We start from the raw sequence: 18885 nt of genomic DNA, 5'->3' as shown, positions 1-18885 counted from the left end.
TGTTTAATTTTATGCCGAGCGAATAATAATATTTGCTCGGCATTTTTTTTGAAATTAATTCTAGATAGATGCAAATAGGTTCTAAGTCCGTAGGTTTAGTGCTTTCCGGTGGGGGCATAAGAGGTATGGCACATATAGGGGTAATTAAGGCAATGCAAGAGTTTGGTCTAGAGGCCAACGTTGTATCCGGAAGCAGTATTGGTGCTTTGGTAGGTGCATTGTATGCAGCCGATAAACCAGTTGTAGATATGCTCAAGTTTTTTAAGGAAACTCCGCTTTTTAAATATAATTACTTTGCGGTCGCTAAACCAGGTTTATTGAACAGCGAGAGTTACATATCTTCTTTCAAACAATATTTTCCAGATGATAGTTTTGAGGCTTTAAATAGAGAGCTTCACGTGGTTGCCACCAATTTGCAAAAAGGCGAAGAGCTTTTTATAGACAAAGGTGAGTTAATAAAGCCCTTATTAGCATCTGCAGCATTACCTCCTGTTTTTAGTCCGGTGGAGTACAATGGTGAATTATATGCCGATGGCGGAATAATGAATAATTTTCCTTCAGAGCCGGTTTTATCTAGAGTAGAATATGTAATTGGCAGTAATGTTTCGGTAGTTTCTAAATTAGAAAAGAAGCATTTGAACAATTCATTTCAATTAACAGGCAGAGTAACTGGGTTGATGATTTACGCTATTAACCGACAAAAAATTAATAATTGCCATCTTATCCTCGAATCGCAAGAATTGGAACATATCGGTTTACTTGATCGAAGAGGTATCGAAAAAGCCTATGCAATTGGGTATGAGACTGCAGTGAGAAAATTTGAAACTATGTTTCCATAATAGTTATTAGATAAAAAAAACCTCATTGCGATGTACGAAACAATCTCACAGATAGTAACAACTATTAAACAGATTGTTTCACAACGTTCGCAATGAGGTTTTTATAAAGTTTATTTAGTACTTAACTAAACATCATCATAATCTACCTTAATAGTAGGGGTAGTAGCATGAGCCTGACAGGTTAAAATAAATCCGTCTGCGATTTCTTTATCGGTCAGAATCTGGTTCATGACCATTTCTGCTTTTCCTTCCGTTACCTTGGCAATACAACTACTACATACTCCGCCTTGGCAAGAATACGGGGCATCTATATTTTCCTTTAAAACGGCGTCAAGAATAACCGTCTTTTTATCCATGGTAAACTGAAATTCTTCATCATCAACAAGAACGGTAACCGAAGTTTGACCATCTGCCTGTACAGGTAATTCTTCTTTTATTTCAGTAGGAGTAAAAAGTTCAAAATGGATTTTATCCTTTTCAACTTCATTCTCTATCAAAGTATCTTGAACTAAACGAATCATCTCTTCTGGTCCGCATAAATAGTAGCCATCAAAACCAACATCCTTATGCTTATTTAATAATGCATAGTTTACAGTTGAGGTATCAATTCTACCAAATAAAGCCTTGTCTTCGCGAGTTTGACTGTTAGTGAAGTATACAAAAAACCGATTGGCATATTCTAGTTCTAGTTTCACCAAATCAGTATAAAACATCGTCTCTTCGTAAGATTTGTTTCCGTAAACCAAAACGAATTTGTTCTTTGGGTTACTGTCTAAAACAGACTTTACAATACTCATAATAGGGGTAATACCACTACCCGCAGCAAAAGCCGCTATATTCTGTACTTCTTTGGTAGTTTTGAATACGAAACGACCTTCTGGTTCCATAACCTCTAATGTATCACCTACTTTTAATTCTGAGTTGGCGTAGTTAGAGAATCCCCCATTATCTACCTTTTTTATACCAATGGTGATTCCATCTTTTTCGGTAGATGAACTAATAGAATATGCTCTTCTAAGTTCTTTACCTTTAATTTCTTTTTTTATGGTGATATACTGACCTGCGGTAAAGGCGAAAGCCTGTGCCAATTCTTTCGGAATTGAAAATGTAACGGCAACAGATGTTGGCGTTAATTTCTTGATATGTTTTACCGTTAATGGGTGAAAATGCGACATATGTTGGTTTCTTTAAATCGATTTACAAAATTAAGCATGCTTTTGCGATAAAATATGACATTTGTCAAAAAAGTATAATTCTCTATGTTTTGTCGTGATGTTTCAGTTTAAAAAATGCTTAAATTATCTTTTTGAAAAAATTATTCTAAAAATTGTCCCTAATTTGATTTCGGTAACGTCATGGGGTAAACAATATGAACTTAGAACGAGTTCTATGTAAAAACTAAAACAGTTAAATTATGAAAGATTTTATGATGATTTTTATTGGTGCAGATTACCAAGAATTAGGTTTATCCCAAGAGCAATTACAAGAACGAATGGGGAAATGGTTTGCTTGGAATGAAAAAATGATGGCTCAAGGTATTGTAAAAGGTGGTGACGCTTTAGTTCCACATGTAAAAAGAGTTTCTGGTCCGAAGCGTACCGTAACCGATGCTCCTTTAATAGAGGGTAAAGAGTTGATTGGAGGGTATTACATTGTACAAGCGGAAAATGCCGATGCTGTGGTTAAGATTGCTGAAGATTATCCAGATTATGATTTGAACGGTACCGTTGAAATTAGAGAAGTAATGGTATTTGAGCAGTAAGATATATGGAACATAAAGTAGTTGACCATCTTTTTAGACATCATTACGGGAAGATGGTCGCTATTCTAACCCGCTTTTTTGGTCTCTCTTATTTAGAAACTATTGAAGATGCGGTACAGGATACGTTTATAAAAGCAACTTGGCAATGGAGGACAAAGATTCCAGATAATCCTGAAGCATGGTTGAACAGGGTTGCCAAGAACAGAACTATTGATATCTTACGAAGTATACAAGCCGAAAAGAATAGGAATTTTAAAATTACTACAGGGGCATCATCGCTACAGATTGATGAACTTTTTCTAGACCATGAAGTTGCCGATAGTCAGTTACGAATGATTTTCGTTGCATGCCACCCAAGTTTGCACCCTAACGAGCAAATTGCTTTTGCACTAAAAACAATTTCGGGATTCAGTACTAAAGAAATTGCTGCGGCCTTGCTGACCAAAGAAGATGCAATTGTTAAGCGATTGACCCGTGCTAAGAAATCTATTCAAGAGAATAATATTCAATTTAAATATCCAAATCCTGAAGCTATTCAGGAACGGATGCTACGCGTTATGGAAGTTATTTATTTGACATTTAATGAGGGGTTTCATTCTACCAATCAAGACAAATTGATTAAGGAAGATTTGTGTGGCGAAGCCATTCGACTTTGCCAACTTCTTTTGAAAAAAGAGCAATTTAGAAGCGGAAGTTTGTATGCACTTTTTGCTTTACTATGTTTTCACATGTCTCGATTAGAAAGTAAAATATCTATTGATAATCAAATAGTTAATTTAAAAAATCAAGACCGTACCAAGTGGTATTTTCCATTAATAAAAATGGGAGATAGTGCTATGAATAAAGCAGTTGAATACGAAGATACTTCTGTTTATCATTACGAAGCGGCAATTGCGTCAGAACATTTAAATGCAAAAACATTTGAGGAAACCAATTGGAAAAAAATCTCCTATTGGTATGAACAAATGTATGCGTTCGAGCCAAATTCGTTTACCTTATTAAATCATGCTACCGTATGTATTCAATTGAGTGATTTTAAAAAAACACTCCATTTACTAAATAGTATAGATGTTTCTGATTTAGTACAAAGAACGTATTTATATTATGGTTGTTATGCCGAATATTATATTAAGAAAGGGGATAAAGAACTAGCGATTTCTTTTTTAAATAAAGCACTTTTGGAAACTTCAAATACGTTGGAAAAGGAGTTTTTTATGGGGAAGAAGGAAGGATTAATCGGTTAATTTTTTCTGGATATATAGTAAGGTATAAAATAAGAGCTTAATGAATATTTTGAATTTTGTTTGTAACAAACTCTAGATTTTTCTTACTTATATTCAGAATACTAAAACCAACCGAATGTTTAAACGTTTTTCTTCATTACAATGGAAATCCTTTTTCAGGTCCTCTAACCTTGGTAAAAGCTTGGGGATAAAAATTTTCATGGGCTTTATGGGGGTATATCTGCTTTTATCACTTGCTGGTGCAGGAGCCGGAATGTACTTTCTTTTGAAAGAAATATTCCCAGATCAGAGCCCAATGTGGAGCATTAGCCAATATTTTATTTACTGGATTTTAATTGAATTATTACTTCGGTATTTCATGCAGAAATTACCGGTAATGGATATAAAACCATTTTTGACCACCCCGGTTAAAAAAAGTACCATCGCACATTATATATTAGGTAGATCGGCAGCATCCATATATAATGTATTGACATTATTCTTTATAGTACCCTTTGCAATTGTATTACTGTTTAATGGCTATCCTGCAGTAAATGTTCTGTTATGGATAGTAGGTGTAATGGCAATTGTAATGTGTATTAATTATGTGAACCTGCTTGTAAATAAGAATGATAAAGTTCTTATTGGAATAGGGAGTATTCTTGTTCTAGGGTACGTATTGGATTATTTCGGAGTGTTCTCTGTAAAAGAGTTTTTTGCACCTGTTTTTCATGCGCTTTATGCATATCCAATCACCGTATTGATTCCTATTGCTTTGGCAGCACTTATATATTATGTCAATTTTAAATACTTACGTGATAAGATTTATCTAGATGCGAAGCTTCAATCGAAATCGGTAGAAGCAAATACGTCAGATTTAGCTTGGACAAAGCGTTTTGGAGAAATGGGTTCATTCTTACAGCTTGATCTAAAAATGATTTGGCGAAATAAAAGAACAAAATCTCAAGTGTATATTTCCCTACTTATGGTGTTCTACGGATTGGTGTTCTACACGCAAGACATGTACAGTAGTATGATGCCAATGAAAGCATTTGTGGGTATTTTTATGACGGGTATTTTCTTAAGTAATTTCGGTCAATTTATCCCCGCTTGGGACAGTAGCTACTATAGCATGATGATGTCGCAAAATATACCTATGCGTAAGTATTTAGAATCTAAAGTATCTTTAATTACGGTAAGTGTTGTATTTATGTTTTTATTGACTTTGCCTTATGTATACTTCGGTTGGGATGCTTTGGCAATCAATTTTGGTTGTGCATTATATAATTTAGGGGTAAATATACCGATCATTTTATATTTTGGTTCATTTAATAAAAAGAGAATCGAATTAGATCAGAGTCCGTTTGGTAACATGCAGGGCGCAAGTGCTACTCAGTTTCTGGTAATGCTTCCGGTAATGGTGGTTCCAATAATTATATTTTCCATCTTTTATTACATCTTTAATTTAGAAGTTGCAGTAGGTGTATTATCAGTTTTAGGCATTATTGGTTTTGCCATGAAGAACTACTTAATCGATTTAATCACCGAGCAGTACAAGAAAAAGAAATACGGAATGATTGCAGGTTTTAAAGAAAAGGCTAGTTAAGGTTTTTCATTTGGCGCATTTAATTTCATCCTAAAAAATTAGAATAATAAAATTATGATTACAATAGAAAATTTATCAAAGATATACGGTTCACAACAAGTTCTTAATATTGAATCTTTAAACATACCAACGGGGCAAAGTTTCGGTTTGGTGGGTAATAACGGGGCAGGTAAAACAACACTTTTTAGTTTGTTGTTAGATTTGATACAACCAAGTACTGGTCATATCATTAATAATGATGTTCAGGTAAACACTAGTGAAGATTGGAAACCATTTACATCATCGTTTATAGATGAAACCTTTCTGATTGGGTACTTGACTCCTGAAGAGTATTTTTACTTTATAGGCGACCTTCGCGGTCAAAATAAAGCCGATGTAGATGCATTATTGGCACAGTATCAAGATTTCTTTCACGGTGAAATTTTGGGTCAGAAAAAGTACTTGAGAGATTTGTCTAAAGGGAATCAAAAAAAGGCAGGAATTGTAGCTTCTTTTATTGGTAATCCAAAAGTGGTCATTTTAGATGAGCCTTTTGCAAATTTGGACCCAACTACACAGATTCGTCTAAAGCAAATTATTAAAGAACTTGCTGCAAAAGAAGATGTCACCGTTTTGGTATCTAGTCACGATTTAATTCATGTAACCGAGGTATGCGAACGTATAGTCGTATTGAACAAAGGAGAAGTAGTTAAAGACATTGAAACATCTGCTGAAACCTTGAAAGAATTAGAGGTGTTCTTTGGTGCAGAAAGTGCTCTGCCGGTTACGGAATAATCCGGATGTCTGTTCGTTCCAGGGCAGTGGCGAACTACAACTCGTTAAAAAATCAATGAGATTTCGGCAGCGTGTGATTAGACGAACTACACTTTTAACTAAAAGCCACAAAAAAATATAAAACCGACCACTAGGTCGGTTTTTCATTTCTGAGTTTTATAGGGAGATAGATAAAATCCGATGAATACATATTTGATCAGATTATCTGCAGTTACCATATAAATTCTTGGTCATTTAAATTTAAAACAAACTACATAGTCGGTAAAAAATGGTGTTAGTGCTTTAGAAATGTTGCGAATGCTTAAAAATAAATATGCTGTTTACCGATTAACTACATAATAATGTGGCTGTTTTTAAGTTAAACATACATACGTAGATCAACTATTTTGAATCTTAGAAACAAACTTATTTTATCGGGTCTTTTGGCGAGTATGCTTTTTAATGCATGTTCTGTTAAGAAAGACAAGTTCGTAAACCGTAACTGGCATGCGCTCAATACCAAATACAATACTTTGTATAATGGTAATATTGCTTTTGAACAAGGTCGAGAAACTTTGAACGATACCTATCAAGATGATTATTTTGAAGTCTTGCCTATAGAACGTTTAGAGGTTAGCGGCGAAATTAAACTTGACTCAGAAGACAACAATCCTAATTTCCTTATTGCAGAAGAAAAAGCCACTAAGGCTATTCAACGCCATAGTATGGATATTAAAGATGAAGAACGAAACCCACAAATAGATGAAGCTTTTCTTCTTTTAGGAAAAGCAAGATATTTTGATGAACGCTATATTCCGGCATTAGAATCTTTCAATTATGTACTAAACAAATATTCTGAAAGTGATAAGCTAAACGAAGCTAGTATTTGGAGAGAGAAAGTAAACATCAGGTTAGAAAACGATGACCTGGCAATAAAGAACTTAAAACGCTTAATGAAATATGAGCGTTTAAAAGATCAGGAATATGCAGATGCAAGAGCAATGATGGCGCAAGCGTTCATCAACCTTAATGCACCAGATACGGCAGTTCAAAATCTTAAAATTGCATCGCACTACACTACAAAAAATCCAGAGAAAGGAAGGTACTATTATATTATAGGTCAGTTATATAATCAACTAGGCTTTAAAGACAGTGCTAATTACGCATTTGACAAGGTTATTGAATTAAATAGAAAGTCGCCACGTGTATACATGATCAATGCCGAAATTGAAAAATTAAAGAATACCGAGGTTACAGCTGAAAATAAAGAAGAGGTACTGGAGTATTTGACCAAATTAGAACTCAACAGAGAGAATAGACCTTTTTTAGATGGTATTTACAGACAATTGGCAGAGTTTCATTTAAAGCAAGAGTCTGATAGTTTGGCGTTGGTTTATTTCAATAAATCTTTACGTGCTTCGCAGAACAAGCCAAAATTGAATGCGCTTAACTATGAGAATTTAGCGGAATACAATTTTGATGAAAGTGTATATAAGCCGGCTGGTGCATTTTACGATAGTGTATTGACCAACCTTAATGAAAACACCAAAAAATTTCGTTCTATTAAGAAGAAGCGCGATAATTTGGAAGATGTTATTAAATACGAAGACATTGTACAGTATTCTGACAGTGTAATTACAATTTATCAAATGCCTAAAGATGAGCAATTGACTTATTTTGGAAAACATATTGAAGAATTACAGAAGGCGAAAGAAGCTGCACAGAAAAAAGAAAAGGCAAGAATTACCGATGGTTTTGCTGCATTTAGCAACAGTAAAGGTGGCAAAGAAAACAAGGGTAAATTTTACTTCTACAATATTACCAGTTTAGGCTATGGTCAGAACGATTTTAAGAATCGTTGGGGTAATAGAGAATTGACAGATGATTGGCGTTGGTCAGACAAATCGGTTATCAATACTGAAAATATTGCATTGCAAAATGCACCGGATGTAAATGATAGTTTAAGTATAGTTAGTGAAGATGAGAAATTCTCATTAGACTTTTACATGGATCGTTTGCCAACAGATGTTGCTGTTATTGACAGTTTAAAAACAGAACGTAATTTTGCTAACTATCAATTAGGATTAATATATAAAGAGAAGTTTAACGAGAATCTTTTGGCAGCTGCCAAATTAGAAGATGTATTGGCATCTAATGCCGAAGAGCGATTGATTCTTCCTTCAAAATATAATCTATATAAGATTTACGAAGAAGTTGATAGTCCGTTGAAAGAGACTATGAAGGCAGACATTATTGCCAACCATGCCGACTCTAGATATGCTGAGATTCTATTGAATCCGCAAGCGGTATTGGCAGATAGTTCCGATAGTCCAGAGAAGCGCTATGAGAGCTTATTCAAACAATATAAAGAACAACAGTATTTACAGGTAATTACAGGTGCAGAGGAAAACATTAATAGATTTACCGGTGACCCTATTGTTCCAAAATTTGAAATGCTGAAGGCAAATGCAATTGGTAGACTTCAAGGTTTTGAGCCTTTTAAAGAAGCATTGAATTATGTGGCATTGACGTATCCTAATAATCCGGAAGGTAAAAAGGCAGAGCAAATGATTGCGGAGCAGCTTCCGAAGTTAGAACCAAAGGAGTTTTTTCCTGAGACAGATTCAAAAGGAACATCGAACTGGAAGGTAGTTTTCCCGTTAAAAAGAAGTAATACCGAGCAAGCATTGAAATTAATGGAATTGTTAGATAAATCCATCACTGATTTAAAATATGAAAATACAGTTTCTAAAGATATTTATAACCTAGAAGAACAATTTGTAGTAGTTCATGGGTTTAAGTCTGAAGATTTTGCCCGAGGTTATGCAGAACTGCTAAAAAACAATAAGGATTACTACGTTGCTGAAGAGAATTTTGTAGTTTTATCGGAGAACTATAAGATTATACAAGTACACAAGAATTTAATCGATTATAGAAATACACTTTTAACCCCAAAACCGTGAACAATGTTTTCAGACAAACAAAAACCTAGAGCTATGAATGAAGTAGGAGGGCAACCTAACAGAATAGAAAAGAATACCAAGATAAAAGGAGATATTATATCTGAAGCAGATTTTCGAATAGATGGTAAGCTAGATGGTAATGTAAAAACTTCAGGTAAAGTTGTTATCGGTAAAGATGGCTACATTCATGGTAAAGTAGAATGTGTAAACGCAGATATAGAAGGTAGCTTTAATGGCGAGCTTTTAGTGTCTGACCTATTATCTTTAAAATCTTCTGCTGTAATAGAAGGTACCGTATCGGTAAATAAATTGGCTGTTGAGCCAGGTGCTACGTTTAACGCCTCATGTACTATGGGTGGCGGTAAAGGTGCTGCGGGTTTAAAATCTTCTAATAATGGAGCCGCAAAAGCCTCGTAATGATAATTCTGAGCTTTTAAGAAATGCCGCAAGCTTATCTGGTGTTGCGATACAAATGGGTGTCACTATATTCTTGGGTAATCTTTTAGGGGAGTGGTTAGATCAAAAATTTGAAAAAACCTTTTTAGAAGACACATTTACGTTACTTGCTGTATTTTTGTCAATCTATTTAGTCATAAAAAAAGTTATGGCGTTAAATAAATAAGCGTTGCTAAAAAATATCATTTTATATATAGTCGTGTTCACTGTTGTGGGCGCGACTTCTTATTTTCTACAAGATTTGGTTCTTTCGACTGCACCAATTTATTTTGGTCCGCTTTTGATCAATGCATATACTTTTCACTTCTTGTTTTCCTTAACATTGGTTGTCATATTCTTAATTGCTTCAAAAAACAATTCATTTTTTGAACAATTAGGTTTTATGTATATGGGTGTGTTGGTTTTTAAGATTATGGTTTTCGCAATATTGTTTTATCCATACTTGTTGGGTGAACTAATTATGCCTCAAATATATAGGGGTGCGCTGCTTATACCGGTGATTATTTTTTTGTTTCTAGAAGTGTTTTTTATTTCGAAAATTATGCGCAAAAAAAGACTCTAAATTTTAAAGCTTTAAAATTGGGTAGATTATGCAATAATTAACTATTTTTGCGCAAAATTTCTAGGAGCTAAATTTTTTGATAAAGAACTAATGATGCAAGTTTCAAATACGATTAAAACCTTATTACAACTTCTAATACTTTGTTTTTCATTGCAAAGTTTCGCTATATCCGATACTGAGCCAGAAGGAGCGGTAAGTGGTAAGGAACAGGTAGATGCTTATATTTTACATCACCTTAAAGATTCTCATGATTTTCATTTGTTCTCTTATACTAGTGATTCAGGAGAAAGAAAGCATGTTGGTTTTCCGCTTCCTGTTATTCTTTGGTCAAGCAATGGTTTGGCAACTTTTATGTCATCAGAATTTCATCATGATGATAACGGACATGTAATTGTTGAGAGAAACGGTTCTAAATTCGTAAAACTTCATAGTAAAATATATGAATTGGATGCTGGAGCATCTTCTGTGAATTTTGATGAAGAGCACCATGCCACTAATGCACACAAAGTTTTAGATTTTTCTATTACTAAGAGTGTTGTTGGGGTATTGTTGGTTGGCTTACTTATGTTATTGGCCTTTTCTTCATTGGCGAAACAATACGGAAAGAAAAAAATTCCTACTGGCTTCGGTAGAGTATTAGAGCCATTGGTGCTTTATGTAAGAGATGAGATTGCTAGACCTAATATTGGGGAAAAGCATTACAGAAAATTTACAGGATACCTTTTAACAGTATTCTTCTTTATATGGATACTAAACTTAATGGGTCTTACTCCATTCGGATTTAATGTAACGGGTCAAATTGCAGTAACAGCTTGTTTGGCAATATTTACTTTGGTTATTTATACAGTTAGTGGTAATAAAGATTATTGGATGCACATTTTATGGATGCCAGGTGTACCTGTATTCGTAAAACCTATTTTGGCTATAATAGAATTAGCTGGTGCATTTATCATTAAACCATTTTCATTGTTAGTGCGTTTATTCGCAAACATATCTGCAGGTCACATTGTAGTAATGAGCTTAATTGCAATTATGTTTACATTGAAAGAGAGTTTAGGTGTAGCAGGAGCTACAGGTCTATCATTGGTGTTATCATTTTTTATTACGCTTATTGAGGTTCTAGTAGCCTTTTTGCAAGCATATATTTTTACCGCGCTTTCAGCCTTGTTTATAGGTATGGCAGTTGCAGAACACGATCACGATCATGAACATGATGAGGCGGGTCACGAAGTTGCCGATACAGAAGATGTAAGAGCGGACTTCATTTAATAAGAGTTTTTTTAATTTAATTATATAAATCAATTAGTATGGTAACTTACAATTTAATTGGAGCAGGTTTAATCGTTATCGGAGCAGGTCTAGGTCTTGGTCAAATCGGTGGTAAAGCAATGGAAGGTATTGCTCGTCAACCAGAAGCGGCAGGAAAAATTCAAACTGCGATGATTATCGTAGCTGCACTTTTGGAAGGTTTAGCATTCGGTGCTTTGTTCTTAGGAAAATAAGAACACGAAAACCCAAAGACATCTTCCTGTAACGGTTGGTTACAGGAAATGTTTTTTTAATTATTGATTTAGATTTTAAAGATTAGGATATGGAAGTTTTATTGAACGATTTTTCACCAGGTTTGTTTGTTGTTCAAACAATATTATTATTAGCATTAATTTTCTTAATGGTAAAATTTGCTTGGAAACCAATTTTAAATTCGTTGAACGAAAGAGAAGCTGGTATAGAAGAAGCATTGGCTGCTGCTGATAAAGCACGTACAGATATGCAGAACTTACAAGCTGATAATGAGAAGATGCTTCAAGAAGCGCGTGCTGAACGTGAAGGGATGTTGAAAGAAGCTCGTGAAATCAAAGAGAAAATGATTTCTGACTCTAAAGAGCAAGCTAAGCTAGAAGGTGATAAAATGTTGAAGCAAGCACAAGCTGCAATCGAAAGTGAGAAAAAAGCTGCTGTTGCTGATATTAAAAGTCAAGTTGCAGAATTGTCTGTAGCTATAGCAGAAAAAGTATTGAAAGAAGATTTATCTAGCAATGACAAGCAATTGAAATTGGTTGATTCAATGTTGAGCGATATAAAACTTAACTAAAAGAAATAATGAGCGAATCTAGAGCTGCATTACGTTACGCAAAGGCAATATTGGATATGGCCAAGGAAAACAAAGCCTTGGATGCTGTTGAGAAAGATATGCGTTCAATCGCCGCTACTATTTCAGGTAGTAAAGAACTTAGAGATGTGCTGGCTAGTCCGGTTGTTTCTGGTACTATGAAAAAGAATGCCTTACTTGAAATTTTTAAGGGCAGTCATTCTATCACAGAAGGTGCTATTAATATGTTGGTAGACAACAAACGTTTAGGAATGCTAAACGAAGTTGCCTTAAAATACATTATCATCAATGAGCAATTAAAAGGTAAAGATGTAGCGTATGTTACAACTGCTGTACCTTTAGATGCTGCAATGGAGAAAAAAATATTAAAGAAAGTTGCTGCACTTACCGGTAATGAGGTTACCATTGAAAGTAAAGTTGACGAAAGTATAATTGGAGGTTTCATCTTAAGAGTTGGAGATTTACAGTATGATGCTAGCGTAAGCAACAAGCTTAATAATTTAAAAAGAGAATTTTCAAATAGTCTATAATAACTATATAAGGCTTCGGATGGTTACATTCATCGCCTAATATCTTATATCTAATTAAAAATGGCAGGAGTAAAAGCCGCTGAAGTATCAGCAATTTTAAAGAAACAATTATCAGGATTTGATGCTACCGCTACTTTAGACGAAGTAGGTACTGTATTAACGGTAGGTGATGGTATCGCAAGAATCTACGGATTAGCTAATGCTCAATACGGAGAGTTAGTTGAGTTCGAAGGCGGACTTGAAGGTATCGTTTTGAACCTTGAAGAAGACAACGTTGGTGTGGTTCTTTTAGGACCTTCTAAATCTGTTGGTGAAGGAGATACGGTAAAACGTACGCAACGTATTGCTTCTGTAAAAGTTGGTGAAGGTATTGTTGGTCGTGTAGTGGATACTTTAGGTAACCCTATCGATGGTAAAGGACCTATTGCCGGTGATACTTATGAGATGCCATTAGAGCGTAAAGCTCCAGGGGTAATCTACAGAGAGCCTGTAACTGAGCCAATGCAATCTGGTATTAAAGCAATTGATGCGATGATCCCAGTTGGTAGAGGACAAAGAGAACTTGTTATTGGTGACCGTCAAACTGGTAAGACTACAGTTTGTATCGATACCATTTTGAACCAAAAAGAATTTTATGATGCTGGCGAGCCTGTTTACTGTATCTATGTTGCCATAGGTCAGAAAGCATCTACTGTTGCCGGTATCGCACAAGTATTGGAAGATAAAGGAGCAATGGCATATACTACTATTGTAGCTGCTAATGCATCTGATCCTGCGCCAATGCAAGTATATGCACCATTTACTGGAGCATCTATTGGTGAATACTTCCGTGATACAGGTCGTCCTGCATTAATTATATATGATGATTTATCTAAACAAGCGGTTGCTTACCGTGAGGTGTCTCTTTTATTAAGAAGACCACCGGGACGTGAGGCTTACCCAGGTGATGTTTTCTACCTACACTCTAGATTATTGGAGCGTGCAGCAAAAGTTATCAATGATGATGATATCGCAAAAGAAATGAACGATTTACCAGAGGTATTAAAGCCAATTGTAAAAGGTGGTGGTTCTTTAACGGCTTTGCCTATTATTGAAACACAAGCGGGTGATGTTTCTGCTTATATCCCAACAAACGTAATCTCTATTACTGACGGACAGATATTCTTAGAGCAAGATTTATTCAACCAAGGTGTAAGACCGGCAATTAACGTGGGTATTTCTGTATCTCGTGTTGGTGGTAACGCTCAGATTAAATCAATGAAGAAAGTTGCAGGTACATTGAAACTAGATCAAGCACAGTTCCGTGAATTGGAAGCGTTCGCTAAATTCGGTTCAGATTTAGATGCAGCTACGTTGAACGTTATTGAAAAAGGACGTAGAAACGTTGAAATATTAAAGCAAGCACAGAACGATCCATTTACTGTTGAAGATCAGGTTGCAATTATCTATGCAGGTTCTAAGAACTTGTTAAGAGATGTTCCTGTTGAGAAAGTAAAAGAATTCGAACGTGATTACTTAGAGTTTTTGAACGCTAAGCATAGAGGTGTTCTTGATACATTGAAGTCTGGTAAATTAACTGATGAGGTTACCGATACATTGACTTCTGTTTGTAAGGAGCTTTCTGCGAAATATAAGAACTAAAAAAAGTACTGAGTACTGAGTAGTTGGTACAAAGTGTTATAATTGCTTAATACTTTGTACTACTTACTAAATACTGAATAAAATGGCAAATTTAAAGGAGATACGTAATAGGATTTCATCGGTTTCTTCAACGATGCAGATTACCAGTGCTATGAAAATGGTATCTGCTGCAAAATTGAAAAAGGCGCAAGATGCTATTACGGCAATGAGACCTTATGCAGATAAGCTGACCGAACTACTACAAAACTTAAGTGCTAGTTTAGAAGGTGATTCTGGTAGTGTTTATGCCGATAATCGTATTGTGAACAGGGTTTTAATTGTTTCCGTTACTTCTAACAGAGGTCTTTGTGGAGCTTTTAATACTAATATTTTAAAGCAATCGGTTAATCTAGCAGATAATGTTTACGCTGGTAAATCAGTTGATTTTATTGCTATTGGTAAAAAAGCAAATGACTTTCTAGGGAAACGTTTTAATGTTATCGAAAATCATAGCGATGTATATGACGATTTAACCTTTGATAATGTTGCTGAAATAGCTGAGCGTTTGATGGTCCTTTTCACAGAAGGAGCTTATGACCGTATTGAAATTGTGTATAACAAATTCAAAAACGCGGCAACTCAAATTGTAATGACAGAGCAATTTTTACCTATTGTTCCATTAGAAGAAGTTGAGGTAACTGCAAGTGCAGATTATACTTTTGAACCTTCGAAATTAGAAATTATTGAACAATTGATTCCTAAATCTTTAAAGACACAATTGTATAAAGGTATTAGAGATTCATTCGCTAGTGAGCATGGTGCACGTATGACTGCAATGCACAAAGCAACCGATAACGCAACTGAAATGCGTGATCAATTAAAATTAACATACAACAAAGCAAGACAGGCAGCTATTACTAACGAGATATTAGAAATCGTTGGTGGTGCAGAAGCATTGAATAACTAATACTTCTATTGTATTTAATGACTGAGTTGAGTGAAGTCATTTAAAGCTTGAAAATATATTGAACTTAAAACCCCATCTAAAAGTGGGGTTTTTATTTTTATCTCTTTAAGATTACTTTTTTTGTCCGACTTTTGTCTTGACCATGAAATCCAATAAAACCGCCTTACTCTTTATTTTTATTACTATTCTTGTTGATGTAATAGGTATCGGTATTATTCTACCTATTATTCCCGAATTGATAATGGAATTAACGGGGGAGGGTAATCACATGGCAATTATCTATGGTATGTGGCTGACCACTGCATTTGCAGGTATGCAGTTCTTGTTTTCACCCGTGTTAGGTGAAATATCTGATCGATTTGGTAGACGCCCTATATTACTTCTCGCACTTTTAGGTTTAAGTATAGATTATTTGATTCATGCTTGGGCACCGACAATTACCTGGTTATTTCTAGGTCGTTTCTTAGCTGGAATAACTGGTGCCAGTTTTACTGTTGCCTCGGCCTATATCGCAGATGTAAGTACTAAAGAAAATAAGGCAAAGAACTTCGGATTAATAGGTGCTGCATTCGGAATTGGATTTATCATAGGTCCCGGTATTGGTGGTTTTTTCGGGGAGATCAATATTCGACTTCCATTTTACATAGCTGCAGGCTTAACATTTGCCAACTTCCTTTTTGGGTATTTCTTTGTTCCAGAATCTTTAGCTCTAGAGAATAGAAGACAGATTAATTTTTCAAAAATGATTCCGGGAGTTTCTTTGTTTGCATTACGAAATTATAAAGGCATCTTGTTATTGATATCTGCTTTCTTCTTGGCAAATCTTGCCGGCCAGGCATTACCATCAACGTGGTCTTATTATGGTATTGAGCGATATGATTGGACTCCGAAACAAATAGGATTGTCGCTAATGGTTGTAGGCTTATTAGTTGCAATTGTACAAGGGTTTTTAGTAGGTAAGATTGTAAAGAAGTTTGGAAAACGTAAAGTAATTACATTCGGTTTTTTGTTATGGACAGTTGGTATGTTCTTATTTTCTTTCGCCAAAGAACCGTGGATGCTGTATGCGTTCTTAATTCCGTATGCCTTAGGCGGTATTGCGGGTCCTACTGTGCAAGGCGTAATTTCAAACCAAGTATCTGAAAAGGAACAGGGAATTTTACAAGGATCAATTACCGGTCTAGTTAGTATTACTGCTATACTTGGGCAATTTATCTTTGCACCCGTGTTTTATTATTTTATACGTCCTGAGACATCAATTTACTTTCCTGGTGCACCATATGCTCTGGCGGCAGTATTTCTCTTAGCTGCTTTTATTTTAGCGTCCACAGCTATAAAAAGAATGGATGTAGAGCCAGAATAAAATCTTTTTTCAATTTAGGATGTAACATTTTTAATTTTTTGAATCTAAAGGGCAAACAAACAAAAACTCTTATGATGAAAACAATTAAAAAGTTACTATTCGGATTACTTATTATTTCCTCTCTTTCAATAACTGCTCAAGACAATCCTTTTAAAGTCGAAGTAATTGGTAAAGGAGAACCAATACTTTTATTTCCAGGCTTTACGTGTACAGGTGAAATTTGGGAAGCTACAGTTGCAGAGCTATCAAAAGATTATGAATGTCATGTATTTACATTTGCTGGCTTCGGTAATGTCCCTGCTATTGAAAAACCATGGTTACCCAAAATTAAAGACGGAGTCGTCAACTATATTTCTGAAAAACAATTAGAGAATCCTGTTTTGCTAGGTCATAGTTTAGGTGGTGCTTTAGCATTGTGGATGGCAGCAGATGGCAATTCATTTAAAGAACTAATAATCGTTGATGCTTTACCATCAACAGGTGCTTTAATGATGCCCGATTTTAAAAGTGAATACATGGTGTATGATTCGCCATATAATAAACAACTATTAGCTATGGGCGACTCTGATTTTGAAGCTATGGCACAGCAAATGGCGAATAGTATTACTAAAGAAAAATCTAATCAAGAAATAGTTAAAAATTGGATGATTCAGGCAGATCGAGAGACCTATGTCTATGGGTATACCGATTTATTAAAGTTAGATTTACGTGAAGATTTGGCTAAAATAAATTCACCGGTTACTATTCTGGCCGCTACAGAACCTTATGGTTTAGAAATGGCGAAATCCACTTATGACCTACAGTATAAAGCGCTTGCAGAATACACCATTGAATTTGCTAATGGGTCATCTCACTTTATCATGTATGATCAGCCACAATGGTTTATCGAGAATCTTAAATATGCGTTGAACGAATAATGGGGTCTAAAGAAATTACATATCAGAAGATATATGAGGAAAATTACCCCAAGATTATTCGATTGTGCATGGGGTATACGGTAGGTAACGACGCTCTTGCCAAAGATCTGGCTCAAGAAATTTTTATTAAGGTTTGGCAGAATTTAGACGGATTTAGAAATGAAAGCGGACTCTCAACTTGGATCTACCGAATTTGTGTAAATACATGCCTGGCTGAAATAAGACGAGAACGTAAAAAGGATAAAAATCTACAAATTGATAATCTTCAAGTAAGCGATTCTGTTGACAACGCTACAGAAAAAGAAGATATGTTAGTTCAGCTTTACAAATGCATCAATAAATTAAGTAGTACCAATAAGGCTATAATATTATTGGAATTAGAAGGATTACCGCAGCTAGAGATTTCAGAGATAATGGGAATCAAGCATGAAGCCATCCGTACTAGAATACATAGAATAAAACAACAACTTACAAAATGTGTCCATAATGAATAATTTTGAAGATTTACAGAATAAATGGCAGAACCAAACTACAGTTTCTGGCACCGAAGACGGATTTCAAGGGCTTTTAAAAAGTGTAAAATCCATAGAACAAAAACAACGAACAGGAAATATAGTATTAAGCATCACGATTATCATTCTGGTTGCGTTTCTACTATATGTTTCTGGATATAAGAGTGCTACATTCATGCTTGGCATCGGTTTAATGATCGGTAGTTTAGTGGTTAGAATAGCTGTTGAGTTATATAGCTTAAAGAAGTTAAGAACTATTAATTTCAGCAAAGAATCAAATACTTTTCGTAACGATTTAACCAATTACTATAATTTCAGAAAATATACCCATTACCTAGGTACGCCATTGGCCATAGGCGTTTATACCGTTGGGTTTATTATTTTATTACCATTATTTAAAGCTACTTTATCACCGGGGTTTTATTTATATATTTTATGTTCATCAGTTGTGTTTTTAACGCTGTTCTCTGTGTTTTTATACAAACAAGCAAAGAGTGAACTCTTAAAATTGAAACAATTACAAATAGAGGAATAAGCCCTTAATTTGTGACAGCTTTTTTATGGGTATTTCGTAAATAAAATACAATGTAAAAATGTAAAATATGAATTTCATAAGTGTATTGGTGCTGAGTTCAACCCATAAGTGCAACACACTTATCATTTAGGACTTCAATTGGGTTATTATAATTAAACTTTCTAATG

At 34.9% G+C, this 18885-nt stretch carries 20 protein-coding genes; 19 read left to right on the top strand and 1 reads right to left on the bottom strand.

All coding sequences use genetic code 11. The features are described 5' to 3' along the window. Positions 1-68: 68 nt before the first annotated feature. Positions 69-839 (top strand): patatin-like phospholipase family protein, encoded by a 771-nt coding sequence (locus Q4500_RS07360; RefSeq protein ID WP_303599048.1) that lies wholly within the window; start codon positions 69-71, stop codon positions 837-839. 125 nt (positions 840-964) lie between these two features. Here Q4500_RS07360 and Q4500_RS07355 read toward each other — a convergent pair whose 3' ends face one another. Next, positions 965-2014 (bottom strand): ferredoxin--NADP reductase, encoded by a 1050-nt coding sequence (locus Q4500_RS07355; RefSeq protein ID WP_303599047.1) that lies wholly within the window; start codon positions 2012-2014, stop codon positions 965-967. 239 nt (positions 2015-2253) lie between these two features. Here Q4500_RS07355 and Q4500_RS07350 point away from each other — a divergent pair, with 239 nt between their 5' ends. The 18 genes from Q4500_RS07350 (at position 2254) to Q4500_RS07270 (ending at position 18718) form a co-directional block, all read left to right on the top strand. Next, on the top strand, positions 2254-2601 hold the full coding sequence (locus tag Q4500_RS07350; RefSeq protein ID WP_299318479.1) for a YciI family protein: 348 nt from the start codon (positions 2254-2256) through the stop codon (positions 2599-2601). Between the two features lie 5 nt (positions 2602-2606). After that, complete coding sequence (locus Q4500_RS07345; protein WP_303599046.1) at positions 2607-3845, top strand: RNA polymerase sigma factor; 1239 nt, start codon at positions 2607-2609, stop codon at positions 3843-3845. Between the two features lie 115 nt (positions 3846-3960). Beyond that, positions 3961-5430 carry a DUF5687 family protein gene (locus Q4500_RS07340; RefSeq protein ID WP_303599045.1) on the top strand — a complete coding sequence of 490 codons (1470 nt, stop codon included), beginning with the start codon at positions 3961-3963 and terminating at the stop codon, positions 5428-5430. 54 nt (positions 5431-5484) lie between these two features. After that, a complete protein-coding gene (locus tag Q4500_RS07335; RefSeq protein WP_303599044.1) occupies positions 5485-6204 on the top strand; it encodes an ABC transporter ATP-binding protein in 720 nt (239 codons plus the stop codon). Between the two features lie 386 nt (positions 6205-6590). Beyond that, a complete protein-coding gene (locus Q4500_RS07330) occupies positions 6591-9146 on the top strand; it encodes a lipopolysaccharide assembly protein LapB (RefSeq protein ID WP_303599043.1) in 2556 nt (851 codons plus the stop codon). Between the two features lie 3 nt (positions 9147-9149). Next, the gene (locus tag Q4500_RS07325) at positions 9150-9563 is read left to right on the top strand and encodes a polymer-forming cytoskeletal protein (protein ID WP_303599042.1); all 414 of its coding nucleotides are present in this window, start codon (positions 9150-9152) and stop codon (positions 9561-9563) included. Next, positions 9541-9768, top strand: coding sequence for an AtpZ/AtpI family protein (locus tag Q4500_RS07320; protein WP_036150997.1), 228 nt, complete (start codon positions 9541-9543; stop codon positions 9766-9768). The genes Q4500_RS07325 and Q4500_RS07320 overlap by 23 nt, the downstream gene beginning before the upstream one ends. Before the next feature lie 3 nt (positions 9769-9771). Beyond that, entirely contained in the window at positions 9772-10164 is a 393-nt protein-coding gene (locus Q4500_RS18650) for a DUF6168 family protein (RefSeq protein WP_368389733.1), read from the top strand. A 93-nt stretch (positions 10165-10257) separates the two neighbouring features. Beyond that, positions 10258-11433 carry a F0F1 ATP synthase subunit A gene (atpB, locus tag Q4500_RS07315; protein ID WP_303599225.1) on the top strand — a complete coding sequence of 392 codons (1176 nt, stop codon included), beginning with the start codon at positions 10258-10260 and terminating at the stop codon, positions 11431-11433. Between the two features lie 38 nt (positions 11434-11471). Then, positions 11472-11666 (top strand): ATP synthase F0 subunit C, encoded by a 195-nt coding sequence (gene atpE, locus Q4500_RS07310; protein WP_027065438.1) that lies wholly within the window; start codon positions 11472-11474, stop codon positions 11664-11666. 89 nt (positions 11667-11755) lie between these two features. After that, the gene (locus Q4500_RS07305) at positions 11756-12256 is read left to right on the top strand and encodes a F0F1 ATP synthase subunit B (RefSeq protein WP_073241516.1); all 501 of its coding nucleotides are present in this window, start codon (positions 11756-11758) and stop codon (positions 12254-12256) included. An 8-nt stretch (positions 12257-12264) separates the two neighbouring features. Beyond that, positions 12265-12804, top strand: coding sequence for an ATP synthase F1 subunit delta (gene atpH / locus Q4500_RS07300; protein ID WP_073241518.1), 540 nt, complete (start codon positions 12265-12267; stop codon positions 12802-12804). 60 nt (positions 12805-12864) lie between these two features. After that, on the top strand, positions 12865-14445 hold the full coding sequence (gene atpA, locus Q4500_RS07295; RefSeq protein WP_303599041.1) for a F0F1 ATP synthase subunit alpha: 1581 nt from the start codon (positions 12865-12867) through the stop codon (positions 14443-14445). Positions 14446-14527: 82 nt separating this feature from the next. Further along, on the top strand, positions 14528-15391 hold the full coding sequence (atpG, locus tag Q4500_RS07290) for an ATP synthase F1 subunit gamma (protein ID WP_303599040.1): 864 nt from the start codon (positions 14528-14530) through the stop codon (positions 15389-15391). Positions 15392-15533: 142 nt separating this feature from the next. Continuing rightward, entirely contained in the window at positions 15534-16754 is a 1221-nt protein-coding gene (locus tag Q4500_RS07285; RefSeq protein WP_303599039.1) for a TCR/Tet family MFS transporter, read from the top strand. Positions 16755-16825: 71 nt separating this feature from the next. Beyond that, entirely contained in the window at positions 16826-17671 is an 846-nt protein-coding gene (locus Q4500_RS07280; RefSeq protein WP_303599038.1) for an alpha/beta fold hydrolase, read from the top strand. Next, positions 17671-18165: an RNA polymerase sigma factor gene (locus Q4500_RS07275; RefSeq protein WP_303599037.1), complete on the top strand. Its 495-nt coding sequence runs from the start codon at positions 17671-17673 to the stop codon at positions 18163-18165. The genes Q4500_RS07280 and Q4500_RS07275 overlap by 1 nt, the downstream gene beginning before the upstream one ends. Then, positions 18158-18718, top strand: a complete 561-nt coding sequence (locus Q4500_RS07270) for a hypothetical protein (RefSeq protein WP_303599036.1) — start codon at positions 18158-18160, stop codon at positions 18716-18718. Before Q4500_RS07275 ends, Q4500_RS07270 begins: the two co-directional genes overlap by 8 nt. Positions 18719-18885: the final 167 nt, after the last annotated feature.

The sequence above is a fragment of the Maribacter sp. 1_MG-2023 genome (assembly GCF_030547005.1).
Lineage (GTDB): Bacteria > Bacteroidota > Bacteroidia > Flavobacteriales > Flavobacteriaceae > Maribacter.
This window is presented reverse-complemented; position numbering and strand designations above follow the sequence as displayed.